Here is a 23,886-nt window from a genome sequence, read left to right on the forward strand (position 1 = left end):
AGTGATATAATGAAATTACGACAGAAAACATAAGGGTGGAATCCATGAGAACAACTATGAAAACAAATGTGACTACGAATACAGACCTAAGGATAAGTCTATTGTTCCAGTTGTTTTGGGTATTTGTTCGAATCGGTCCCGTAACTTTCGGGGGAGGTTATGCGATGATCCCTATGATCGAACGGGAAATTTCCACTAAACGGAAATGGCTGGCTGAAGAGGAGATGGATGAAATTCTATCTTTAGCTGGCGCAGCACCAGGTGGGGTAGGTGTAAATGCGGCGGCATTCATTGGTTATCGTCTTGCTGGTGTGAAGGGTGCGATTGCTGCAATCGCTGGGATTACGATTCCAACCTTTATCATTGTTTGTTTGCTTAGCGCCGTTTACTCACAACTGGCCGACCAACCAAAAGTTATTGCCGCCATGAAGGGGATTCATGGTGCTGTTATTGCTTTGATCCTAGTAGCAGCATATCGAATGGCCAAGAACGCTATTTTTGACAAGACTACGGCTGTTACAGCGTTGGTTATACCGATTGTTTTATTAGTTTCCGGAATCAATCCCATTTACGTGATCGCAGTTGGATTGATTATCGGTTTTGTATATATGCCGATCAAACAGCTCTTAGGGCTCCAAGTTCGGACAGAGAAGGATTCCTTGAAAGCTTCTGATGAAGAATCGAATTATCCGGAGTATTACATCTAGGGGGAAGCGATGTGATTTGGAATTTATTTTTTATCTTTATAAAAATTGGACTGCTCTCCTTTGGAGGAGGGTACGCCATCATTCCGATGATTCAGCATGAAGCTATGGCTGGTGGTTGGTTATCTGAAAGGGAATTTCAAGAGGTAGTTTCCATCGCAGGGATGTCACCGGGCCCTGTTGCTACGAACAGTGCAACCTTGATTGGATATCGTGTAGCCGGAATAGAAGGAGCGATTGTGTCCACATTAGGCATGGTTCTGCCTTCATTAATCATCATCATTGTTATTTCCATCTTTTTTTATAGGGTGAGGGACAGTCAATGGATTAAAACGTTATTTTATGGTTTGCGACCAGTGATTACAGGTTTGATTGCCTATGCTGCGATTCGGTTTGGTTTAAATAGCGTGGAACACGCCTTCGTTACTTGGCAAACCATTGGCACGTTGATCATTGTATTCGCTGCACTTTATGGTTTAATGAAATATAAGCTGCATCCGCTCACCATTATCGTTGCCTCTGGTATTCTTGGTGTAGCCTTTTTTTAGACAGAGCCGGGACGATCCCAGATTGGAGGTAAGTACATGTCAGAGAATATACGGGCTTGCTGTTCAGCTAGTCGAAATCAAGTCGAGAAACAAGGTTCCATCGATGTTTGTAAGGAGAACACAACTATCCAAAGACCAGAAGGGGATAAAGATTTCTCAGACATGATCCTTATTCCTGGAGGTACTTTTCTTATGGGGACGGATGACAAAGAAGGGTTCCCCGCAGACGGAGAAGGTCCCGCTAGGAATGTTACCTTATCTCCCTTTTTGATTGATGCAACGGCAGTTACGAATAAGCAGTTTGCTGCTTTTATCAAGGAAACAAACTACGTTACAGATGCGGAGCGTTTCGGTTGGTCTTATGTGTTTCATTCTTTTGTTTCCATGGAGACAGGGAAAAAGGTGATCCAAGTAGCTACTCAAACTCCCTGGTGGTGGGTAGTAGAGGGCGCGAATTGGTGTCATCCGGAAGGTCAGGATTCTCATATAGACGAACGCCTTGATCATCCGGTGATCCACATATCTTGGCATGATGCTGATGCATATTGCAGCTGGGCCGGCAAACGTCTGCCTACGGAAGCGGAGTGGGAGTATGCCGCACGAGGGGGTCTAGTTCAGAAACGATATCCTTGGGGGGACGAATTAAAACCGGGCGGTGAGCATCGCTGCAATATTTGGCAAGGAAAGTTCCCTGATAAAAATCATGCCAGCGACGGTTATGCAGGTACGGCACCTGTGAAATCCTATCTACCTAACGGATATGGTCTTTATAATATGTCAGGAAACGTGTGGGAATGGTGCGAGGATTGGTTTACTAAGGCCTATCATTTAACTTCCGAATCCGAGAATCCGAGAGGCCCGGTAAGTGGTGTAGCAAGGTCGATGCGCGGAGGATCGTATTTGTGCCATAAATCTTATTGTAACCGTTATCGGGTGGCGGCCAGGAGCAAAAATACACCAGACAGCTCTGCAGGAAATATTGGCTTTCGATGTGCGGCTGATTATACCGGTTGAGAATACATAAAGACTACTACATTAGAAGGAGGAACTTCTTTGTCCTCTATCATTCATAGTCAGTTTGATATCACCGTGCTGGACGTCATAAAAATTCAATATCAGAAGCGGGTCTTATTCGATTACGTCCAGTCTTGTTATACCGTCTCGTACATCCAAAAAGGTGAGGTATTGACGACATCCTCCGAGGGAGAATATGTTGCTTCTGCCGGAGACGTGATGATCCACCGTCCTAATGAGCCTTTTAATGTGATCTCCAAAATGGAAGGCGTACATTATCTGTTTAATATTAACGCTAAAGTTAAAGACGGAGATAATTTCTTCAAGTTATTCCCGCTAGGCAAGGTGATTCGGATTCGGGATCAAAGCGAATATGAGCGAAGGTTTGACGAGCTGCGAAGCCTGTGGTTGCAGGAGGAGGAAGATTTCAGAAATGTTCAGGTCGGTTCATTGGCATTTTTTCTCCTTTATGAAATTATGGAGAGCACCAAGCTTGGCGGGCGCCGCTCATCACGAGATCCCTATGTCACGGACCGCTTTAACGAGGCGTTGAAATATATGGAGGAGAGACTTGATCAGGAGATTAGTAGAGAGGAGCTTTCCAAGCTATATCATATGAATCCTGTTTATTTTAGCCGGGCGTTTCAGAAAATATATAAATTGACACCTATGCAAATGTTACGAAAATTACGGCTGCAGCAAGCTAAACAAATGTTGGAGTATACGGATTATACCATCGAGCATATCTCCCAGAGATGTGGTTATTATGATGCTTCGCATTTCAGTAAGGTATTTCGTGGCGAATACGGCAGGGGTCCGGCAGAGTACCGAAAAAGTATCGAATATACAAAAACAAACATCGCTACTCCATAGCGGAGCTTTCCATATTCATTTACTCTATAAGCATGAGCAGATCATTCTGAACTGCCCGAATCGATGCGTAACCATTTCGATTAAAAGGAAAGGCAGGTTATAACTCATGAGAATCTTGTATTTGGATTTGGATTCGCTTCGCCCGGACCATCTGGGATGTTATGGCTATCATCGGAATACCTCCCCGAATATCGATTCAATCGCTAAAGAAGGTGTCACCTTTACCAACTACTATTGTTCAGATGCGCCGTGTCTACCGTCCCGTTCTGCTTTAATGTCGGGACGATTTGGCATTCATAATGGGATTGTAGGACATGGCGGGACCGCTGCTGATATGCGTAGAGAAGGGGCGAAACGCGAATTTAATGACCGGCTGGGAATGGAGAGTCTTCCCGCTATATTAAGGCAAGCAGCCATGAAAACCGCGTCGATTAGCACCTTCGCCGAACGGCACTCGGCCTGGACCTTTAATGCCGGTTTTCAAGAAGTGTTCAATGTTGGTGGAAGGGGGCATGAGACGGCAGAGCAGGTACTTCCTGTGGCACTTAAATGGCTTGAGGATAATGGGGAGTCCGAAAATTGGTTTCTGCACCTGAATTTCTGGGATCCGCATACGCCTTATCGTACACCCGAGAGCTACGGTAATCCGTTCGAGAAGGAGCCTTTACCCGATTGGATCACGGAAGACGCGTTTGAGCTTCACCGGAGTAAAAAGGGGCAGCATAGTATTGAAGATATGAATGCACTCGCGAAATCGCATTATCATCAGCATTTTAGGCATCATCTGGAGATAGAGAATCGTGATGACCTGCGAGTTATCTTTGACAACTATGATGCTGGAGTTAAGTATCTGGACGAGCATCTCGGGAAAGTATTTTCTAAGCTGAGAGAACTTGGCGTGATGGAAGATACGGCTATCTTGATCTCAGCGGATCACGGAGAGAGCCTGGGCGAGCTAGGGATTTACTCCGAGCACGGCACGGCAGACGAGGCGACTTGCCACATTCCGATGATTATTCGCTGGCCAGGCGGCAAGAAGGGAATAGTGGAGGATGGGCTACATTATCACCTTGATCTCGGACCGACATTAGCAAGCCTTCTGAATTTGAAAGGGGCTCCTTCTTGGGATGGTGAAAGTTATGCTGATACCATTCTGGAGGGACAATCAGGAGGGCGTGAGTATCTCGTAATCTCACAATGCGCGCATGTGTGTCAACGCAGCATCCGATTTGAGGATTGGTTATATATACGCACCTATCATGACGGACACCATGGATTTCCGAAAGAAATGTTGTTTGATTTGAAGCATGATCCTTACGAACAACATAATCTCGCCGAAGTGCGTAAAGACATTTGTATGAAGGCTGTCTATCTGTTGAATGAATGGCATGACAACATGATGAGCTCCATGGACTGTGATATCGATCCCTTATGGACGGTACTTATGGAAGGTGGACCCTATCATGCGAAAGAGTATGCGAGCTCATCCTCAAAGGATGCTTAGCGTTGTCCCTTTGAATGAGGAAAGAAAGACAACTGAGAAGGAGGCTGCCCCTGAATGGGCAACCTCCTTTTTTATTTTCTGGCTTCTTGCTGATCAATTAAAGCCCCGGGAAGCCTCAAAACGGTTTTCGTCCCGCTACCTTCCTTACTGTACAGCAGAACGCCGCAGGGATCACCGTACTTAAGATTTAGACGGTTGTTGACGTTTAGGAGCCCGATATGATCACCGGATTCTATGTTCTTACCAGCCAGCAGCTCGGTTAGCTGTTCCAGTCTCGCAGCAACGATGCCTACACCATTATCTTCTACAGCGATTTCAAGCAGTCCCGCTTCGCTTTTCTCTACTGTGATCAGCAAGACTCCCTGACCTTGAGCCTCAAGTCCATGACCAAGCGCATTTTCGACAATAGGTTGAAGGATCATTTTAGGTACGGGAATGTGTAACCATTCCTGTGGACAGAACAGCTTGTAACTGAATTTGTCAGGGAAACGGCCTTGGTAAATCCTCACACAAGATTCTGCGATTTTCAGCTCTTCCCCAAGAGTTACCTCCTCCTTGCCTTTGATGCTGTACTTGAGCATTGTGCTTAAGGCGGTAGTCATTTCGTAGATTTCCCGATTTCCTTTTACGATCGCAACGCCTTTGATTGTATCTAAAGTATTGCTTAAGAAATGGGGATTAATTTGACTTTGCAAATACGAGTATTCGGCACGTTGCTTTTCCAGATCTGTCTGGTAAAGCTGGGTGTTTGCATCGATTAATTGGTCCGTCAAATCGTGAATCCGTGTTGTCATATCATTGAACTGTCGAGAGATGATTTCAATTTCAGCATAGCCTTTTAAATCGACCTTATTGTTCAATATTCCTAGACTTCCGCCTTTTAATTGATTCATATAGCGCATAAGCCTAGACAACGGTCTTAAGAGATTCATCATGAGTACAGAGTAGGGAATAGAGACGACCAATAAGATTAATGCTAGAAGAGCATAGCTGACCTTCTTTAATTTCTCCAGTTCTTTCATTAAATTATGGACAGGAACAGCGGTTATAATTTTTCCGGAGATCTCCGGTAAGATAAAGGACTGAATTGCATATTTCTTTCCGTTAACTGTTTCGACGATTGACTCTCCATCCCTTCCAGTTGCCCGAGTTTGAAACTGCTGGAGCATGTCCTCCGGCTCATCACTATTTGAGTAGATCAGCCCTTTATCATCCATCATAAAAAAGCTGGTTCCGACTAATCGAGGGTACTCTGAAATTTCAGTTTGAATAGCCTTCATATCCACAATAACTGCGATGTAGCCGATTTTTTCGCCATATAGGGACGTGTCACCTGAAGCAAAGATGTTCATCCCGAACAGTAATTTTCTCTTGTCGATGACCTTGTCTGGAGGACTGTATCCGCGATAATGAACGATTCCATCATCCCCAGCCGTCTTCATAAGATCGACGGCATATTTGGTTCTTCCCGCTAATGAAATACGTGTGTTAGAGCTACCAATAACAATAATATCTAAAATGTCCGTATTCATATTTCGCGCGATACTCAATAGCCCCTCTACCTTTTGGGATAGGTCGTAGCCACGAAGCTTATCATTCTCGACTAGGAACTTTTGGACGGTCGAATCGTATCCTACATTCATCATCATGGAAGAAACGTTGGCATAGTTGTTAGAAATCCGTTGCTTGAGAAGGGAGACCAGCTCCGTATTGTATTGCGTATTTTGATTAATGATGGTCTCGCTTGATAGTTGGTAGACTCGTGAAACGATGATTGGGATAATGGCAACAATAAATAAACCAAATAACAGAACCTGAGTACGGATGGATAATCTCTTAAATGTCTTCATTGCTTTGTTCCCTATATTGCGTAGGTGTCATTTTGAGATGCCGCTTAAAAATTCGTGTGAAGTAGAAATAATCCTGAAAACCGCATTTCTCACCGATTTGGTAAATGGAAAGGTCGGTCTCGACCAGCATTTTACAAGCGTATTCAATTCTTAAACGACTGATATGTTCGATGATGGTCTCGCCGACTTCTTTCTTGAATAGTTGGCATAAGTAATTTGGACTTAAGAAGAACTGATTGGCTAAATGCTGAATCGAAATTTCTTGATTGAAGTGGTTGCGGATGTACAACATGATTTCTTTGACTTTGTGGTTTGAAATTCGTGAAATATCAGTTTCGTTTCTGTTCATAAAAATATCAAGTGTCATAAGAATCAAATCATCGATCATAGCTTCAGCCGTACCGTATCGATAATAGAGCTGTTCATATCCTTCAAAAAAACGGCCGTTAACCCGAGTCCCTTCCCGAGGAAATAAGTAGAGGATCGATGTGTAGAGCAAATAGGCTTCTTTAATGGTGAACGTTCCCTCTTTGAATAATTTCTTTATCGATTCCATGGCTGCTATAAAACCGAGTCGGTCTTTATTATGAAGAATCCGGGAGATCTCTTTGAGCTTCTCGTCGATCGGTATTTCCTGTTGTGGATTCACCCGATAACATCCAGGCATCCCCGTTGCGAACATACTGAAAGCAGCATGAGAAGCGGATTCTAAAGCCGCATCCAGTTGATGTATATCCGAAATAGGAGGACCGATCCCGACCCCGCATTCTTGTACAACCTCTGTATGTTCAAGACCCCGAAGGAAGACTTCGTATTGGCACTCTTCCAATAAGTAACCATAACGTCGGCGGCTCATCGGGAAGACCAAGGAAGAGAATTGCCCGACATCTGCGGGCGAACTTAACCCTTGGATAACAATGGGGATATGAGGGCGATCTTCCGACAAGGGTATTCGCTTCTCGTCCAACCATAAGCTAATTCGTTCAAGATCTCCGGAACAAACCGCTTCATATAGTTCGAAGTCATGGACAGGGATTTCTTTAGCCACCTTCGATTCGTGTTGCTGGGCTATTCGGTTAAGCATTCCTTCAATTTCTTCGATTTCAAAAGGTTTCAGGCAGTATCCGAACGTACCATAATTCATCGCTTTTTGTGCATAAGCGAACTCTGCATGTCCGCTGAGTACGATGAAAATTGTATCAGGTGCGATGGCTTTGCCACGTTGAATGAGCTCTAGCCCATTCATTACAGGCATTTTAATATCTGTTAGAACAAGGGTGGGGCGAAGCGATTGAATTAATTGCAGGGCTTCTTGCCCGTTTTCGGCATCGTCGATCACTTCAAAGCCGTATTTCTTCCAATTCACTCCTGCTTTAATTCCCTCTACAATCCACTTCTCATCATCTGCAATAATCACTGAACGCATAAGTGAATCCCCCTTTCTATATGGAGCTCTTAGATTTATCCTAGCGATTGTGGATCAAGGGGGGTATGGACTATCTTACGCTCACTATGTCCGATATTACGTGTCACAGGAAGGTCACCCACAAAGGTGTGAAAAATCCACATGACCGGAGTTGTATCCTCTATACAAGAGAATTTACACTCCCGATATAATTTACCATATAAACCGCTTACAAGCATAAACAATCTCATACAGAAAGGTGGGGAGAAGATTGGCTGATTCTGTAACCGCTCGTACGCCTAAGCGAAGCTTAAAGACTCGTACTCCTAAGCAAAGCCTAGGAAAAACGATTTTACAGTACAAGTATTTTTACCTCATGGTTCTACCGGTGTTAATCTGGTACGCCCTCTTCAGCTATGCTCCCATGTACGGTGTAACGTTAGCATTCAAATCCTTTGATTACAGTAAGGGGATCCTGGGAAGTCCCTGGATTGGCTTAGAGAATTTTCAAACGCTGTTGACCGACCCCGATTTTCGCAGGGCATTTTGGAATACGGTCATTATCAGCTTGATGAAGCTGATCACTCATTTTCCGATGCCCATTATCCTGGCGATTGTTTTATATGAGTTTTCCAGGACAAAAATGAAGCGGTTTTTTCAGACGATCCTGACGTTTCCACATTTTATTTCGTGGGTTGTGCTGTCAGGGATTATCATCAATATTTTAAGCAAGGACGGGATTTATAACCAGATCATCATGTTGTTTGGCGGGGATCCAAATTCTCCGCTTGTAGATGAAAGTGCATTTAGACCCGTTCTGTATATCACACATGTGTGGCGAGAGATCGGTTGGGATTCAATCATTTACTTAGCGGCGCTTGCAGGGATCAATCCTGAGCTGTTTGAAGCGGCGGAAGTGGACGGAGCGAACCGGTTTCGCCGTCTGCTAAACATCGCATGGCCGGGCTTGAAGAGTACCGTCGCAGTTTTGTTAATTCTTCAAGTTGGACAATTATTGACGCAAGGTTCGAGCTTCGAGCAAATATTCAATCTGCATAGTTCACCGGTATATTCGGTTGCCGACACGATCGATACATACATTTATCGGACTTCATTCACGATTGGAGGCGACTTTGGATATATGACCGCCGTGGGTGTCGTCAAGTCCATTATCAGCCTAATCCTTTTATGGGCGGCCAATACGTTCGCTAAGAAGATGGGCGAGGAAGGACTGTATTAATTTGGCAGGAAAAGGGGAGAAGCAAGTGACCGACACAACGGTTAAAAAGAGAAAAAAATGGAGTGTCTTCGATATCGTCGCATTCGTGGTTCTGGGGCTTCTAGCACTAGTAACATTTTTTCCCTTCTATAATGTTCTTATTATCTCAGTTGCAAAGTTCGAAGCGATTAGTAAAAGCGACTTTTATATTTTTCCGCTTTCGTTTGACCTGTCGGCATACAAGCTGTTGCTTCAGGATATGAAGTTTTGGACTTCGATTTTAAATTCTGTCATCGTAACGGCGGTTGGCGTGTTGTTCAGCATGACGATCTCTGTAGCGGGAGCATACGCATTATCCAAGCGGGGCATGCCGGGAAGAAACATAATGCTTAGTTTGATCTTGTTCACTATGTTTTTCAATGGCGGTTTAATTCCCTTTTATCTAGTCGTTAAAGATCTAGGATTCGTAAACAATATACTCGTCATGATCATACCCGCCGGTCTCAATACGTTTTACCTGATCATTATGAAAAACTATTTCAACACGATTCCAGAAAGTCTGGAAGAGTCAGCTAAGCTGGATGGGGCAAATGATCTGTACATCCTTTACAAAATCATTATTCCGATCTCTGCCCCATTCATGGCGACCTTTGCTTTGTTCTATGCTGTGGAAAGATGGAATGAATGGTGGTACGCGTTGATCTTTATCAGTGACGCTTCAAAGGCCCCGCTTCAGATTTATTTACGTGAGACACTCATTACTTCGAATTCCTTGCTAAGTCAAATGGCACAGACGATGGCCGAGCAGGAGCAGACGGGGAAGGTCTACACACCTGCACTTCAAATGGCAGCAATTGTAGTTTCGAGTATTCCGATTATTGTTGTTTATCCATTCCTGCAGAAGCATTTTAATAAAGGCATTATGGTTGGTTCGATAAAAGGATAAGAAAGATTTTAAATAGATTGATTCTATCCTAAAATAGTATAAAGGGAGGTTTCAAGCATGCTTAGAAAGAAAATGATGACACTGGCATTATGCATAACTTTATTGGCTTCGGTGCTCACGGCTTGTGGTGGAGGCAATAACGACAAAGGGCAGGCGGCATCAAACGGTGAAGTATCTCCGGATTCTTCTAATTCCACGGACAACCCTTACAAGGATCCAATGACCATTTCTCTTGGTTTCTGGGACGCGGATGCTGAAATTGCTAACATCGAAAAAGACCCGATCGCCAAACAAGTATTAGAAAAATTCAACATTACATTAAAACCTGTCAATATGACCTGGGATGACTATACCCAGAAGATTCAAATGTGGGCTGCTTCCGGTCAATTGCCTGATATTTTCGCGATCGACGCTGTCGGTACGCAATATCAGCGTAAATGGGTTGAACAAGGTGTTGTCAAAGCACTTCCGGATCTTTCTAAGTATCCTAACCTTGCAAAATACTTCGAATCGCCGGACATTAAAGGTTTAGGTGTAGACGGAAAGTATTATACCGTTCCTCGCCGGATGTTCCCGAGTGTCGATTGGAGCGCGCTGGATCGTATGGTGTTCTATCGATGGGATCTTGCTCAAAAAGCTGGAATCACAAAAGAACCCGAGACCTGGGAAGAGTTTGAAGCTATGCTTGATGCAATCGTCAAGTCGGATCCGGAAGGTAAGCATATTACCGGTCTTACGACGACAACTACCAAGATGCTGGGCGGATTCTTCTGGTTGTACGGTAACCCGGTCGCCACGAGTGATGGAAGCGGCAGTGACTTTAAATGGATCAAAGAGGACGGTAAGTTTATACCTGCTGTATTTTCGAAAAATGCACTTCCGGCATTACAAAACATGAAGAATATGTACGAAAAAGGTTTGATCGATCCAGACATCGCGCTTGTAAAGCCTGCAGAGTCTTATGACAATTTCGTAGCAGGTAAAGCAGCTGCTCTTCTAAGCGGTGGCGGCTTTATAAATTTAAATAGCGATATGTATGAAAAACGCTGGAAAACAGCTTATCCGGATAAAGATATCATGGAGAGCGTAAAGGCACTCAAGCCACTTATTGGACCTGATGGTGAACGCTCACATGCTATTTTTAAAACGTACTGGTCGGAAAGTTATTTCAGCAATAAGGTTGACGATAAAAAGATGGATCGCATCATGGCACTCTATGATTATGTGTTGTCTCCTGAAGGTAAGGACCTGTTGACTTATGGCATTGAAGGTGTCGATTACAAGATCGAAAATGGGCAGAAGGTTGTCATTGAAAAGGGTTCATTAAATGAGAAGTATCCTGCTAGCAGATTTCTAAAAAATTTGGTGGCTTATGAAACTTCAGATAGCTATAACATGGATAACCCGACGATCGCTAACGAAGGGATCCGCAAAGAAGCTGTCGATTATATCGATTGGATTCAGAACAATACGAAGGTTCCAGAATACGACATTCGGTTAACGTATTTGTCCACCCCAACAAAGGATAAATTTACTGTGCTGGACCATGATGATCTGCTTAAGATCATGCTTTCCAAAGAACCCGTTGAGAGTTACTGGAATAACATTGTGAACGATTATAAGGCTAAAGGTCTTGATAAAATGATAGAAGAAGTAAATGCGAAGGCCAAAGAACAAGGTATTGAATAATTGATGGATAGAGAAGATCCGGGCTGAAGCAGCCCGGATCTTCCGTTTAATGATTTGAAGAAGAACCAAGAATGTGCGGCGCTACTGATCGCATACTTATAATAAGATTAGGAGGGGAAAGTCTATGATACATAGCATTCACTTGACAGGGTTAACCGAGAAACAGTTAGCAGCTGTTTCAGAAGTAGCGGGAATATTGAGTATCCGAATAGAACGGTCAGGGATTCCAGTAAATTGTAAGAAACAAGGGAAGGGCATTCGAATATCTTACGATGAGATTCAGGCCACTATTGAGTATGAACAGGAACATCAGTTGATCCGGGCACTCAGCCGATTGCTAGAGAATTTACGTCGTGGTGAGAGAGTTGGAATTAATGAAATGTCGGTTTATGAACAGCTAGGTTTCATGGTAGACTGCTCAAGAAATGCTGTTCTTAACCATGAAGGATATAAGGAATTGATTCGGCGCTTAGCGCTTATGGGATATTCAACGGTTCAACTGTATACGGAAGACACCTACGAACTTGAGGGGTATCCTTATTTCGGTTATTTAAGAGGTCGATATACAGGGGAGCAAATTCGGGAGATGGACCAGTATGCCGCGTTATTTGGTATAGAATTAGTTCCTTGTATCCAGACGCTGGCTCATCTGGGCCAAGCATTGAAATGGCAAGCACATGCACCGCTAGTGGATTTCCAAGACATTCTCCTCATTGATGATCCGAGAACTTACGAGTTAATTGATCGAATGTTCGCTTTCATGGCGACCCATGTAAGCAGTCGTCGCATAAATATTGGGATGGACGAAGCGCATATGATGGGACTTGGTAAATATCTAGACAAGCATGGGTATCAAGATCGATCCTCCTTGATGTTAAAACACTTTAGTACTGTTATGGAAATCGCCAGGAAATATGGTTTCCGTACGATGATGTGGAGCGACATGTTTTTCCGTCTGGTCAGTTCCGGAGAATATTACGATGCTGAAAGTCCAATCAGCCCCGATATTGTTAAGCTGATTCCTGAAGATGTTACCTTGATCTATTGGGATTACTATTCGGAAACGCAGGAGAAATACGACGGAATGTTACGCAAACATAAGCAGCTGAATGATCATATTGGATTTGCAGGTGGTGCTTGGAAATGGATGGGCTTCGCTCCAAACAATGAATTCAGCTGCAAAGTCAGTCTGCTGGCTCATGATAGCTGTGTTAAGCATGGAATTCAAGAAGTGCTGATTACCGCATGGGGAGATAATGGTGCTGAAGCTTCCGTCTTCTCGGTTCTTCCTACCCTTCAACTTTGGGCGGAGCTGTGCTACACGGGATGTTTCGTGGAGAATCATGTCAAAGAAAGATTCAGTAGCTGCGTGCAAGGCCATTATGATGACTTTATGGCACTCGATGCGGCTAACCTGGTTCCAGGTAATTCGGTTCCGGGGGGGTGTTCCATCAATCCGGCTAAATACTTGCTTTATCAAGACATTTTGTGTGGTTTGTTCGATCGACATGTTATTCCTAGCGTGTATTCGAAGCATTATCAGCAAAGTGCGAAAATGCTCGAACAGGCGATTACTCGGAATTCGCCTTGGCAATCCTTATTCTCTGTACAAGCCAGCTTGTGTCGCTTGCTTGCGATAAAGAGCGAAATTGGGATTTCCATACGTGATGCTTATCATCGAGGGAATGTTGAGGAATTGGCTCATCTTGCCAAGGTGACTTTGCCAGAACTATCAGATTTAGCCGTTCGATTTATGGATGACTATCGGGTGCAATGGGAGCTGGAAAATAAGGTGTTTGGTCTTGATGTTTTTGATCTTCGTATGGGAGGTATGCTTCAGAGGATTAGGACGGCTATTCATCGAATCAATAGTTATGTCGAAGGGAAAGTGGAACAGATAGCTGAATTAGAAGAGGAGCTACTTACGTTCGACGGTCTCGTTGACGATGACGGCCCAAGGGCGATAAGTGCGAATTTGTGGCACACGATCGCAACACCGTCCGTCATCGCAGGAGTATAAGAAGGGAGTGAGGTTATGATTGACACTAATCTGGACCATCAAAATGGCTCAAAGCGGCCCAACCTTATGCTTATCACAGTGGATCAGATGCGTTTTGATTGCCTGAGCATCATGGGACATCCCGTCGTTGAGACACCCAACCTGGATTCTCTTGCATCAAGAGGGATATTATTTGAACACGCTTACTCAGCTACCCCGAGTTGTATTCCCGCAAGGGCTGCTATCATGACAGGAATGGGCCAACGATCACATGGGCGGGTGGGGTATCAGGATAAGGTTGAATGGAATTACGCCCATACGATTGCCGGAGAGCTTGCTCAATCTGGTTATCATACGCAGTGTGTTGGCAAGATGCATGTGTATCCTGCACGTAATCTATGTGGATTTCATAATGTAGTGCTTCATGATGGATATCTTCACTACAATCGGGACAAGAGCCAAGCCATATATGATGAACACTATGATCAAGTAGATGATTATTTACAGTGGCTGCGAAGACAAACCAATGCCAATTCGGATATCACTGACTTAGGACTTGATTGCAATGCCTCAACGGTTGCCCGCCCCTGGCATTTGCCGGAATCGATGCATCCAACGAATTGGTGCGTAACCGAATCGCTAGACTTCTTACGAAGAAGAGACCCTGGAAAACCATTTTTCCTATGGTCCTCCTTCGTTCGCCCACATTCCCCCTTGGATCCGCCGCAATGTTATCTAGATATGTACATGGATTTGGAAATTCCTGATCCTCCAGTCGGAGATTGGGTGGACGAGAATGCAGCTTTAAACAGTGCTAAGGATCCAACATCTTCGTTCACTCATTTGCCAAAGCGCAGATTGGATCGTGCCCGTGCCGCATATTATGCACTAATAACGCATCTTGACGACCAAATTGGGAGGTTGATCAATGGGCTGCAGGAATATGGAGTTTTAAATGAAACTTTGATTCTATTTACTTCTGATCATGGTGAAATGATGGGGGATCATCGTTACTTTCGCAAATCTCTTCCTTATGAAGGAAGTGCTAAGATTCCTTTCATAGTGTTTGATCCGGGAGAAACGCTTGGACTTCTTGCAGGCTCCCGGCTTGATTCCATTATAGAGCTTCGCGATATTATGCCGACGTTTCTTGAAGCTGCTGGCGTCCAAATACCAGTTACAGTAGAAGGGCAAAGTGTGTTGCCGCTGTGTAAGGGAGAACAGATAGTGTGGCGGTCTTATATTCATGGGGAGCAAGCCTATGGAGAAAAGTCTCACCACTTTTTAACGGATGGAAGAGAGAAATTCATATGGTATTCTCAGACAGGCGAAGAGCAGTACTTTAACCTAGTGACCGATCCCTTAGAGAAGGTTAATGCAATCGGATGTACCGATAATTTAGAGCGTATACGTGAATGGAGAGAGCGTCTTATTCACGAGCTGGAGGGACGAGAGGAAGGGTTTGTAAACAACGGCGAATTGATTGCCGGACGTCCAATTTCTCATATTCTAAAGGCATCCGAATTGGGGAAATGATCTTAACGAAGGACAACCTGAACATTCAGGTTGTCCTTCGTCTGTTACGGAAAGATTAAGGAGTTTAGCATGTGTTTTGATTTACCAGCTACTCCGGCGCTGAGGCAATGGGTCCTGATCTTGAATCATTCGATGGACGAGCAATTCTACCATCGAACGGCGAATTTCACTATAATCGGGATCTTCAAAACGATTGTAGTTTTCATGAGGATCCTCTTTCAGATCATATAATTCACCGTAGGTCTCTCCTGCAAAGATAACTAGCTTATAACGTGTAGTTCGCAAACACTTAGCGTTTATGCCTCGATCATGAGCAATATAAGCGGTAAGGGCAGAATTACGTACATGGGGCTCCCTGCCAGCTAGCACTTCCATCTGTGACACGCCTTGAATTCCGTAGGGGAATTTGAGACCTGCGGATTCAAGCAGTGTGGGGACAATATCAACATGTTCCATCAAAGCAGAGACCCGTTGCCCGGAAGCAATCCCAGGACCACGTACGATCATCGGGATCCGTGTTAACCCTTCATAAAACCACGGTCCCTTGTAAATTAGTCCATGGTCACCGAGCAGTTCTCCATGATCGCTGGTAAAGAGGATGACAACATCATCGTACATTTCTTTTTGACGCCAAGCTTTTATAATACGTCCGATCTGCTCATCAATGAAGGTAATCATCGCATAATAATTTCGAGTGAGCCGTTTCATATGCGCTTCATCAAGAGAATGCTCCTCACCGCCACCAGGCCAATATCCTCCCTGACTCTGACGCAGCAGATGTGGAGGACGAAGATGAACGTCGTCAGCTTCTCTGGTTGGTGATGGAATGTCAATGTCCGCGTACATATCCGTATAAACTTTTGGAGGGTCAAAGGGATGATGCGGATCAACGAAACTGGACCATAAGAATAACGGTTGCTCGGTTTTGTGGGCGAGGATAGCATCGATACTCCGTTCAGCAATCCAGTAAGTCTGATGCAGCTCCGGAGGAATTTCGCTCTCCCACACATCGTGTTGAGCATCGGAGGCTCTGAAACGGTCTTTACTGAATCGTTCTGCTACTTCCGGGTTGCGTTCCCTAAGCCACTCCATATATTCCCCGATACAATTGTCTTCAGTAATATGATGCTCATCAAATCCGTAGTACGTTCCATCGGAAGCTCTTCCGCGGTCACGATAATCAGGATCTTCATATTCTTGTGAAAAGTCCCCCTTCATTTGTGGACGGAAGTGCATCTTTCCTATACCGATGGTTTTATAATTCGCTGTCTTTAAATGATCGCACAAGGTAAGTTCGTCTTCTTTTAGTGTGGTACCGATGTTCCAAGCACCATGGACATGAGGGTACCTTCCAGTAAAAATGGAGGAACGTGAGGGCGTGCAAACGGGACTAGCGCAGTAAGCTCCAGTGAAGAGCGTGCCTTCTGAAGCAAGCTTGTCAAGCTCAGGTGTCAGTACGGAAGCGTTCTCGATACCTAGTGCATCCGCACGCATTTGATCTGTGGTAATTAACCAAATATGAGTTCTTTTTGACATCCGTAAAACCTCCTATGAATATAGTTTATAGCATCACAAAAGCCTCTAGCAACCAATGAATTCTCCATATATTTCATTAGAATTGTCCATATGGGTTGATATTTTTATTACCTATAATTGAATAGTCTATCTCAATGTTGGAGGAGAAATTATATGCGGAAGTTATCCATATCAGGGGATCATTTTATATTAGACGAACAACCCATCCGGTTGCTTTCTGGTGCGCTTCATTACTTCCGGATCGTTCCGGAATATTGGCAGGATCGTTTGCTGAAGCTGCAGGCTTGCGGATTAAATACTGTTGAAACCTATATTCCTTGGAATTTACACGAACCAGAGGAGGGGAACTTCAATTTTGATGGATTTGCTGACATCGAGGCTTTCGTTAGACTTGCTGGAGAGCTTGGTTTGCACGTGATTTTGCGGCCAAGTCCTTATATTTGTGCGGAATGGGAATTCGGTGGATTGCCAGCTTGGTTACTTGCGGACGATAACATCCAGCTGCGTTGTAATGATAACGTCTATTTATCTAAGTTGGATGCCTATTTCGATGAGTTGCTTCCACGTCTGCGGCCTTTGTTAAGCACTAACGGTGGGCCTGTGCTTGCCCTTCAGGTAGAGAACGAATATGGAAGCTTTGGGAGTGATAAGACTTACCTGCATGATCTAAAAGCAGGAATGATCGCCCGCGGCATGGACGTTCTGCTGTTTACTTCAGATGGAGCTGAAGATCATATGCTTCAAGGCGGTATGATCGACGGAGTGTTCGCCACCGTAAATTTCGGTTCACGGGCAAAGGAAGCCTTTGCTAAATTACGTGAATATCAGCCTACGGGACCGTTGATGTGCATGGAATTCTGGAATGGATGGTTTGACCACTGGATGAAACCGCATAATACCCGCCCCGAATCCGAAGTAGCGGAGACTTTGGATGAAATGCTGGCTCTAGGAGCCTCTGTTAACTTCTACATGTTTCATGGGGGGACGAATTTTGGATTTATGAATGGGGCAAATCTTTTTGACAAATATGAGCCCATCGTAACCAGCTACGATTATGATACACTGCTGGACGAATCGGGTAAGCCAACTGCAAAATTTTATGAAGCTCGAAAAATTATTGAGAAATACGTAACGTTGCCGCCACTGGAATTACCGCCGTTAATAAAGTCACAAGCTTATGGTAAAGTGTTGATGACAGAAGCAGCACCACTGTTCACTCAGTTAGACGTTTTGTCTCGTCCAGAACGTAGAGCATGTCCCGAGCCAATGGAGAAACTGGGTCAAGATTATGGATTTATCTTGTATTCAACGAAGATCAGTGGACCCCGCAGCAGTACGGAGCTCGTTCTTCAAGAAGTTCGCGATCGTGCGCTTGTATTCGCGAATGGGGCCTTTGTCGGTACAGTTGAACGCTGGGATCCGCGAGGAATTTCATTAGAGATCCCGATTGAGGGACTGCAAATCGACATTCTTGTGGAGAACATGGGACGCGTAAATTATGGCCCTCTGCTTCGTGATCCGAAGGGCATAACCTGTGGCGTTAGACTCGGCTATCAATTTTTGCATGATTGGACCATTCGTTCCTTGCCATTAACAGATCTTAAAGGATTATCATTCACACCGATAAATTGCGAAGAACGTCAGCGGCCCACTTTCTACCGGGGGAGCTTTCAAGTCAGTAAGCCTGAGGATACTTTTTTGCGGCTGGACGGATGGAGTAAAGGTCAAGTTTTTATAAACGGCTTTAATCTAGGTCGTTACTGGGAGGAGGGTCCGACAAAAACGCTTTACATACCGGCACCGCTTTTGCGTCAAGGCGGGAACGAACTAATCTTGTTTGAATTACATGGCGTAATGGAGCCAGTGGTTACTTTTGTAGATACACCTGAGCTCACATGATATTTAAATATTTAATGGGTGAGTAAGTATCATAATTCTATAGTATGGGTCTGATGATTTTTAATATATAATCAAAACAGCCCAACAATTTATAGGAACTGAAAATGCACGATTAGGGTGGTTTAGAGGAGGATTGCTAATGAGTTATGATTTGATGGCGTTCGAGACGTCTAAAGCACCGCAAGAGAGAGCAGCGTTTATGAAGTGGTATGAGCAGCAAGTGCAGTGGTCGGAAGACCATGCCTATAATGATCCATCAGTTTTATCGGAGGCGCTGCAACGTTTTTATAGTGAGTTGTCCGAGCAATTTCCTAATATGAATGTAGAGGATGAGATTTTTGAGGCGATGGAGGAAGCAGGAACGGATAACCGGTTGACTGACTACTCGCTTGGCTCATCCGTCATCTATGCAGCTTTCGCTTATTCTGTAGCTGAGGAAGCTTATACGGCGATGCGGGAGTTGGCTATAAAACACAAAGTAGGATTTTTTGATGTGAGCAGCAACGAAGGCGATATTATTTTTCCTTGAAGCAAAATGATTTAGATTGTAGACAGCTGGTTGCACTCCTAGTTGTTAATGAAGTAGTGGCAACCAGCATGTTTTCTATCTTCTTTACTCTACTACAGACGGAATAATACAATCCTTAATCAGAGGCCACCGGTCACGAGGCTGAAGTGTGAATTCTGAGGCGATAGCTACGACAAGTTTTTTTTCTGGAATGCAGCAAATGACATTACCACCATCCCCTAACGCTGAGTAAGTGTAAGTCCCATCTTCTTCGCGTAGCCACCACAAATAACCGTAATGATTAGGGTTCATCGCTGTTGATTCTTCAATCCATGTCTCCGAAATAATCTGATTATTCTCCCATTTTCCACGGTTCAAATATAATAAACCAAAACGCGCCATATCACGTGGAGACAACGTAAGTCCCCATCCTCCTGTGGTGATACGATTGGGGTCTTCCACCCATCCCTTCACATTTACCCCAAATAAATCATCAAACCCAAATGATTTCATCTCATAATCCGGGATTTCCGTCATGCCGATAGGGCTGAATAATCGCTCGTTAGCAAACTCACGGGCACTTTTTCCTGTGGAACGAGTGATGACAGCTGACAGTAAGTGCGCCCCTGCGCTGGAATATTTAAAATCACCGACATTCCCTTGGTGGCCAAGGATATCAAGTGTGTATTTGACCCAGTCGGACGATTTACAGAGTTGCTCCAGTGGCTCGTGCCAGTCTTCAAAAGCATAGGGAGCTGTCATGGTGAGCAAATGGCGTATAGTGATTTCTCGTTTTTGTAGATTGGCAGCAGCATCGTCGGGAACATAGTCGGGGAAAAAATCCAGCACCTCCTGATCAACATGCTTGATAAATCCGGCTTCAATGGCAATACCAATGAGGGCGGATAAGATGCTTTTCGTTACAGAAGCCACATGATGCAGATCATCCGGGCCATAGTCATTGAAGTATTGTTCATAGGCAATATATCCATTTCTCACCACTACAATTCCGTTTATATTACTATAGTCGGTTTTAATCTTAGCTTCTAGTTCTGAAAGTTGTTCAGCATCCATTCCTAAGGTAGCCGGATCTGAAGTTTGCCAGTCTTTTGTAGGCCAGTAGTTTCTGTGCATATCGATAACTCCTTTAATTAAATTTTTGTGTGAATATGAGTGTGGCTACGATCTTTTCTTAACTGGAAAATACACCTCAGTAACAAGATCCTCAGGATGAGTAGTTTGCGTGGGGTCTGTTATATATTTTTCATAGGGTGAGTTCACCATTTCATAACCTTCATTTTCAATCCATTCTGTGAGCTTCGCATAAACCGATGTTAATTCTGAATAAGGGCCCTTATAAACAGACTTCGCACACAGCCCTTCACGTAATTCTCTCGTTCCATTTACGATCTCCTCAATAGGTAGGGCAAACTCTGTATCATTCCCGGCAGGATTATATTCCTCACTGTGATAAATTGTTATTGGCGTGCCCAGCAAGGTCAGCTTTTCAGTGGCAATAGTTTCATACAGTTTGCTAAAATACTTACCATATCCAAACGTATAATCATCACTGCTCAACATTTGACGTGTATATAGGATATTCATTGGTTTGGTTTCAACAAGTTGCACTTCTATCTTATTTAGGTAGGACATCATCGATATTCCTTTCTCTAAATTTAGAACATCACTATTAAGTTGCTTTAATGTATATTCGTAAGTTCGTAGTTTCTCTTGTAGTTTTCTTTTTTTGAGATTTAGGGCTGTACTAAGCTTCTCTTCAAAATGATCCTGCTCCCATTCCAGAATATCTTTGATTTCTTCTAGTGAGAAATGATAAGATTTCAAACGATTGATAAAGAGTATTTTTGTTAGTTGTTTGATGGAATAATACCTATAACCGTTCTCGGGATTAATCTCATCGGGATGAATTAATCCAATTTCATCATAATACCGCAGCGTTTTGGTTGACACTTCGCATATCTTCGAGAATTCTCCTATGGACAGCAACAATCTCATCTCCATTTCTTCGATATTTAATGATATATAAACTTTGAATTTCGGTGGTTTGTTCAATTCCACTATGCACCTTCCCCTAAGGGTAAAGTCAATAGCCAGACTTCTTATCTGGAAATAGGTTTAATGTTGTGTCTTCACAAATCGGTTTAGATCATTTAAATATTGATCTTCCACCAATTGTCGTGGAAAGAAAACAGCGGTTAAATAAGTCCTTAAGGGGGATGCGGCATTCTTCTTTGACAGCATAGAGTGGTCAGCTTTGGGAAAATAAGAGACTGAGAGCAAGCTGGCAGGTATTTTTTCACGATAAATACGTTCGGTTTCCTCAATATCTACATTGATATCTTGACCGCCGAGTACTAAATGGACAGGAGCATTGAAGTAACTAAGGTCTTCTGTGGCATCAGACTGATAGTTTTTGGCAATAAATCCCCAGCGTTCCTTAGAAATCAAGTCCTCGGATTGTGCAATACGCAAGTAATCCTCGTAAGATGCTCGTTCGTTAAGTAATTGTAATACTTGAGCATTATAATATTCTTTCGCTTGGATCTCATTTTCCGAGAAGCCTTCTTGTTTCATTTCTAATCTTGTATTGTATTTACCTTGAGAAATCCAGTTCACCGCAGGCGATACAAGAATACTGAACGCGAGATCAGGAACTTCTTTTACAATCTTGGGAATCACCCAACCGGCCTGACTTGCTCCCCACAAACCAATAGACTTCTTATCAATCATTGGTAAGTTCTTCGCCCAGTTAATCGCAGATATCGTTTCCTGAGCACGATCTTCCATGCTTTGCTCCAACCAGTTACCAGAGGAACCACCAATACCAGGCTTGTTAAGAGACAAAGACGCATATCCGGCAGATGCGAATTTCTCCCATAAAGGTTTATATCCGTCATCGTATGTGTCATTTATGGGACCATCACCATGAACAAAAACTATTAGCCCTACGTTTCCAGAATAGTGCTGGGGTAGAATTAAAGTTCCTGTTAGTTTACCCTGAGGGGTTTCGATTTCTATCTTTTGCTCATTCATTGCATAGGAATGCTGATTTAATACGAATAAGACTGAAGCTGCCATTAAGCCAATGATCAAGCATGCGGTTAATTTAATATTTTTTTTCATTTATTGAGCTCCTAGGATGTAGTGGTAAACGCCTCGTCATGTAATGCCAATTAGCCTCTTTAAAAAGAAGGTGTCTAATCCCGCTATAGTTTGATTGATCGATAGCAAAGTCCATCTGTTGGTACATATGAATAGCTCGTTTATTATTTTTAGCAACATGTAGCGTTAATTTGTCCACTTCGGAGTGACTGTTTACAAAATCTATTGCCCAACTAAGCAACTGCTTACCGATTCCTTTATTACGGTGGCTAGATCGAACGGCCAAATGATCGACATAACATTCTTTTGCGCGAGGCTGATAATTCAAAAAATGTAACCCAACCATTAACTTACATACATTTAGATATCCAAATTGCTTAAATAATTGTGAAAAGGAACTATGGTGAGATGATATAAATTTACTTCTGTCTGAGGCTTGGTTGTCCTTCCACTTAATGCTGAGTGTACCGACAACCTCTCCATTTTCTTTAGCTACGATTTGTTGTGATGATGCGGACGGTTGATCATGCTCCCAGAGCCCAAAAAGTAGTTCAGCAATATCATCATCCGCTAGTGAGATGAGGGAGTGGAACTTACCGTGGAACGCATCCACTAAAAGACTGCACACTGCTCTATGATCTTGTTCTTGGTAGTGAGCGATTGTTATCTTGTTCGGACTTATCATGCTACACCGTCAGAGTCATGCTTGATATTAATTTGGATTTCATAATGAAGCTTGTCATTGTTGAATAGGGATAGATATGATTTTTCCAAAAGGATCAATGGTCCCTGAATTGTATAGTGATGTTGTGTTATATAGTGTTCCAGTTGAGCAATCTCAAGTTCAATATCATGATCATCCGTCACGAAAAATGCTTTATATAAGTAGCTGCCTTTTTCTAGGATGATGTCCGGTAAGTGAGTGCTTTCAAAACATAAGGTTACTTGTTCAGTATCGTATAAATAATGCAGATCTGTTTCAAATAAATGAGTCGGTTGCGGCTTTTTTTCATACAGACTTCGAGCGGTGAGTGACTCATCTTGCTCTATTTCCATCCATTTTTTTAAATGACGAGTATCCAATTGTTTAATGTGATATTTGTCTTCTAGAATGTCGGAGTGCTCGTATTCCTTAAGTACCTTTTGTAAAAACTGCTGCAACAACATTAGCTGGTTTATTTCAGAGTTTATTTTACTTAGAGACTGCTCCAAAAGTTGATGGTAGTCATTTTTGGTGAAGTTATTCATGCTTTTGTTAATCGTACTGACAGGCACGTTCAATTTGCGGAGTAATAGGATCTGGGCCAACTGATAAATCTCATTAATTCCGTACATCCGGTATTGATTGCTATCGGTATAGGCTGGAAATAAAATCTCTTTCTCTTCAAAATATCGGATTTGATGTACGGATACATTCATAAGTTTTGAAAGTTCACCAATCGTAATGTAATGATTCAATGGAGGTGCTCCTAACTATATTGGTATTTGTTGATTTAACTATAAACCTTAGGTCTGACCTAAGGTCAAGTGTGG

At 43.3% G+C, this 23,886-nt stretch carries 20 protein-coding genes; 12 read left to right on the forward strand and 8 right to left on the reverse strand.

Translation table 11 applies throughout. The features are described 5' to 3' along the window. The first annotated feature begins 44 nt into the window (after positions 1-44). The 5 genes from MKX35_RS16470 (at position 45) to MKX35_RS16490 (ending at position 4,643) form a co-directional block, all read left to right on the forward strand. The gene (locus MKX35_RS16470; RefSeq protein WP_256716245.1) at positions 45-707 is read left to right on the forward strand and encodes a chromate transporter; all 663 of its coding nucleotides are present in this window, start codon (positions 45-47) and stop codon (positions 705-707) included. A gap of 11 nt (positions 708-718) precedes the next feature. Further along, positions 719-1,252, forward strand: coding sequence for a chromate transporter (locus tag MKX35_RS16475; protein ID WP_076298782.1), 534 nt, complete (start codon positions 719-721; stop codon positions 1,250-1,252). Positions 1,253-1,288: 36 nt separating this feature from the next. After that, the gene (locus MKX35_RS16480) at positions 1,289-2,266 is read left to right on the forward strand and encodes a formylglycine-generating enzyme family protein (RefSeq protein ID WP_076298783.1); all 978 of its coding nucleotides are present in this window, start codon (positions 1,289-1,291) and stop codon (positions 2,264-2,266) included. Between the two features lie 39 nt (positions 2,267-2,305). Beyond that, positions 2,306-3,139 (forward strand): AraC family transcriptional regulator, encoded by an 834-nt coding sequence (locus MKX35_RS16485; RefSeq protein ID WP_076298784.1) that lies wholly within the window; start codon positions 2,306-2,308, stop codon positions 3,137-3,139. 106 nt (positions 3,140-3,245) lie between these two features. Beyond that, positions 3,246-4,643, forward strand: coding sequence for a sulfatase (locus tag MKX35_RS16490; RefSeq protein WP_076298785.1), 1,398 nt, complete (start codon positions 3,246-3,248; stop codon positions 4,641-4,643). Positions 4,644-4,714: 71 nt separating this feature from the next. Here the strand turns inward: MKX35_RS16490 and MKX35_RS16495 are convergent, their stop codons facing one another. Then, positions 4,715-6,493, reverse strand: coding sequence for a cache domain-containing sensor histidine kinase (locus tag MKX35_RS16495; RefSeq protein ID WP_076298786.1), 1,779 nt, complete (start codon positions 6,491-6,493; stop codon positions 4,715-4,717). Further along, the gene (locus MKX35_RS16500) at positions 6,480-7,919 is read right to left on the reverse strand and encodes a response regulator (protein WP_076298787.1); all 1,440 of its coding nucleotides are present in this window, start codon (positions 7,917-7,919) and stop codon (positions 6,480-6,482) included. The genes MKX35_RS16495 and MKX35_RS16500 overlap by 14 nt, the downstream gene beginning before the upstream one ends. A gap of 250 nt (positions 7,920-8,169) precedes the next feature. On the opposite strand from MKX35_RS16500, the gene MKX35_RS16505 reads away from it, so the two are divergent. The 5 genes from MKX35_RS16505 to MKX35_RS16525 all read left to right on the forward strand — a co-directional run bounded on the left by MKX35_RS16505 (position 8,170) and on the right by MKX35_RS16525 (position 15,287). Continuing rightward, entirely contained in the window at positions 8,170-9,138 is a 969-nt protein-coding gene (locus tag MKX35_RS16505) for an ABC transporter permease (protein WP_076298788.1), read from the forward strand. A 1-nt stretch (position 9,139) separates the two neighbouring features. After that, positions 9,140-10,063 (forward strand): carbohydrate ABC transporter permease, encoded by a 924-nt coding sequence (locus tag MKX35_RS16510; protein ID WP_256716246.1) that lies wholly within the window; start codon positions 9,140-9,142, stop codon positions 10,061-10,063. A 57-nt stretch (positions 10,064-10,120) separates the two neighbouring features. Beyond that, positions 10,121-11,752 (forward strand): extracellular solute-binding protein, encoded by a 1,632-nt coding sequence (locus MKX35_RS16515; RefSeq protein WP_076298789.1) that lies wholly within the window; start codon positions 10,121-10,123, stop codon positions 11,750-11,752. 124 nt (positions 11,753-11,876) lie between these two features. Then, complete coding sequence (locus MKX35_RS16520; RefSeq protein WP_076298790.1) at positions 11,877-13,772, forward strand: family 20 glycosylhydrolase; 1,896 nt, start codon at positions 11,877-11,879, stop codon at positions 13,770-13,772. 15 nt (positions 13,773-13,787) lie between these two features. Further along, on the forward strand, positions 13,788-15,287 hold the full coding sequence (locus MKX35_RS16525; protein WP_076298791.1) for an arylsulfatase: 1,500 nt from the start codon (positions 13,788-13,790) through the stop codon (positions 15,285-15,287). A gap of 81 nt (positions 15,288-15,368) precedes the next feature. Here MKX35_RS16525 and MKX35_RS16530 read toward each other — a convergent pair whose 3' ends face one another. After that, positions 15,369-16,823, reverse strand: a complete 1,455-nt coding sequence (locus MKX35_RS16530) for a sulfatase family protein (protein WP_076298792.1) — start codon at positions 16,821-16,823, stop codon at positions 15,369-15,371. A gap of 153 nt (positions 16,824-16,976) precedes the next feature. On the opposite strand from MKX35_RS16530, the gene MKX35_RS16535 reads away from it, so the two are divergent. Continuing rightward, positions 16,977-18,722, forward strand: coding sequence for a glycoside hydrolase family 35 protein (locus MKX35_RS16535; protein ID WP_076298793.1), 1,746 nt, complete (start codon positions 16,977-16,979; stop codon positions 18,720-18,722). A gap of 139 nt (positions 18,723-18,861) precedes the next feature. Next, complete coding sequence (locus MKX35_RS16540; protein ID WP_042189026.1) at positions 18,862-19,251, forward strand: hypothetical protein; 390 nt, start codon at positions 18,862-18,864, stop codon at positions 19,249-19,251. Between the two features lie 84 nt (positions 19,252-19,335). Here MKX35_RS16540 and MKX35_RS16545 read toward each other — a convergent pair whose 3' ends face one another. From MKX35_RS16545 to MKX35_RS16565, 5 genes are all read right to left on the reverse strand, one after another. Continuing rightward, entirely contained in the window at positions 19,336-20,364 is a 1,029-nt protein-coding gene (locus MKX35_RS16545) for a serine hydrolase domain-containing protein (RefSeq protein ID WP_076283436.1), read from the reverse strand. A 45-nt stretch (positions 20,365-20,409) separates the two neighbouring features. After that, the gene (locus tag MKX35_RS16550; protein ID WP_076298866.1) at positions 20,410-21,237 is read right to left on the reverse strand and encodes a MerR family transcriptional regulator; all 828 of its coding nucleotides are present in this window, start codon (positions 21,235-21,237) and stop codon (positions 20,410-20,412) included. A 129-nt stretch (positions 21,238-21,366) separates the two neighbouring features. Next, positions 21,367-22,374, reverse strand: coding sequence for an alpha/beta hydrolase family protein (locus MKX35_RS16555; protein WP_076298794.1), 1,008 nt, complete (start codon positions 22,372-22,374; stop codon positions 21,367-21,369). Beyond that, the gene (locus MKX35_RS16560) at positions 22,358-23,038 is read right to left on the reverse strand and encodes a GNAT family N-acetyltransferase (RefSeq protein ID WP_081382786.1); all 681 of its coding nucleotides are present in this window, start codon (positions 23,036-23,038) and stop codon (positions 22,358-22,360) included. The genes MKX35_RS16555 and MKX35_RS16560 overlap by 17 nt, the downstream gene beginning before the upstream one ends. Continuing rightward, the gene (locus tag MKX35_RS16565; protein ID WP_076298795.1) at positions 23,035-23,811 is read right to left on the reverse strand and encodes a helix-turn-helix domain-containing protein; all 777 of its coding nucleotides are present in this window, start codon (positions 23,809-23,811) and stop codon (positions 23,035-23,037) included. The genes MKX35_RS16560 and MKX35_RS16565 overlap by 4 nt, the downstream gene beginning before the upstream one ends. Between the last annotated feature and the right edge of the window lie 75 nt (positions 23,812-23,886).

Source organism: Paenibacillus sp. FSL R5-0923 (assembly GCF_038009145.1).
Classification (GTDB): Bacteria; Bacillota; Bacilli; order Paenibacillales; family Paenibacillaceae; genus Paenibacillus_AQ.

What these genes read in the sequence shown, in the direction of transcription:
- MKX35_RS16520 (WP_076298790.1), top strand. Translation starts at nt 11,877, where the DNA reads ATGATACATAGCATTCACTTGACAGGGTTAACCGAGAAACAGTTAGCA.
- MKX35_RS16480 (WP_076298783.1), top strand. Translation starts at nt 1,289, where the DNA reads ATGTCAGAGAATATACGGGCTTGCTGTTCAGCTAGTCGAAATCAAGTC.
- MKX35_RS16545 (WP_076283436.1), bottom strand. Translation starts at nt 20,364, where the DNA reads ATGCACAGAAACTACTGGCCTACAAAAGACTGGCAAACTTCAGATCCG.
- MKX35_RS16470 (WP_256716245.1), top strand. Translation starts at nt 45, where the DNA reads ATGAGAACAACTATGAAAACAAATGTGACTACGAATACAGACCTAAGG.
- MKX35_RS16555 (WP_076298794.1), bottom strand. Translation starts at nt 22,374, where the DNA reads ATGAAAAAAAATATTAAATTAACCGCATGCTTGATCATTGGCTTAATG.
- MKX35_RS16490 (WP_076298785.1), top strand. Translation starts at nt 3,246, where the DNA reads ATGAGAATCTTGTATTTGGATTTGGATTCGCTTCGCCCGGACCATCTG.
- MKX35_RS16540 (WP_042189026.1), top strand. Translation starts at nt 18,862, where the DNA reads ATGAGTTATGATTTGATGGCGTTCGAGACGTCTAAAGCACCGCAAGAG.
- MKX35_RS16515 (WP_076298789.1), top strand. Translation starts at nt 10,121, where the DNA reads ATGCTTAGAAAGAAAATGATGACACTGGCATTATGCATAACTTTATTG.
- MKX35_RS16530 (WP_076298792.1), bottom strand. Translation starts at nt 16,823, where the DNA reads ATGTCAAAAAGAACTCATATTTGGTTAATTACCACAGATCAAATGCGT.
- MKX35_RS16495 (WP_076298786.1), bottom strand. Translation starts at nt 6,493, where the DNA reads ATGAAGACATTTAAGAGATTATCCATCCGTACTCAGGTTCTGTTATTT.
- MKX35_RS16535 (WP_076298793.1), top strand. Translation starts at nt 16,977, where the DNA reads ATGCGGAAGTTATCCATATCAGGGGATCATTTTATATTAGACGAACAA.
- MKX35_RS16500 (WP_076298787.1), bottom strand. Translation starts at nt 7,919, where the DNA reads ATGCGTTCAGTGATTATTGCAGATGATGAGAAGTGGATTGTAGAGGGA.
- MKX35_RS16525 (WP_076298791.1), top strand. Translation starts at nt 13,788, where the DNA reads ATGATTGACACTAATCTGGACCATCAAAATGGCTCAAAGCGGCCCAAC.
- MKX35_RS16560 (WP_081382786.1), bottom strand. Translation starts at nt 23,038, where the DNA reads ATGATAAGTCCGAACAAGATAACAATCGCTCACTACCAAGAACAAGAT.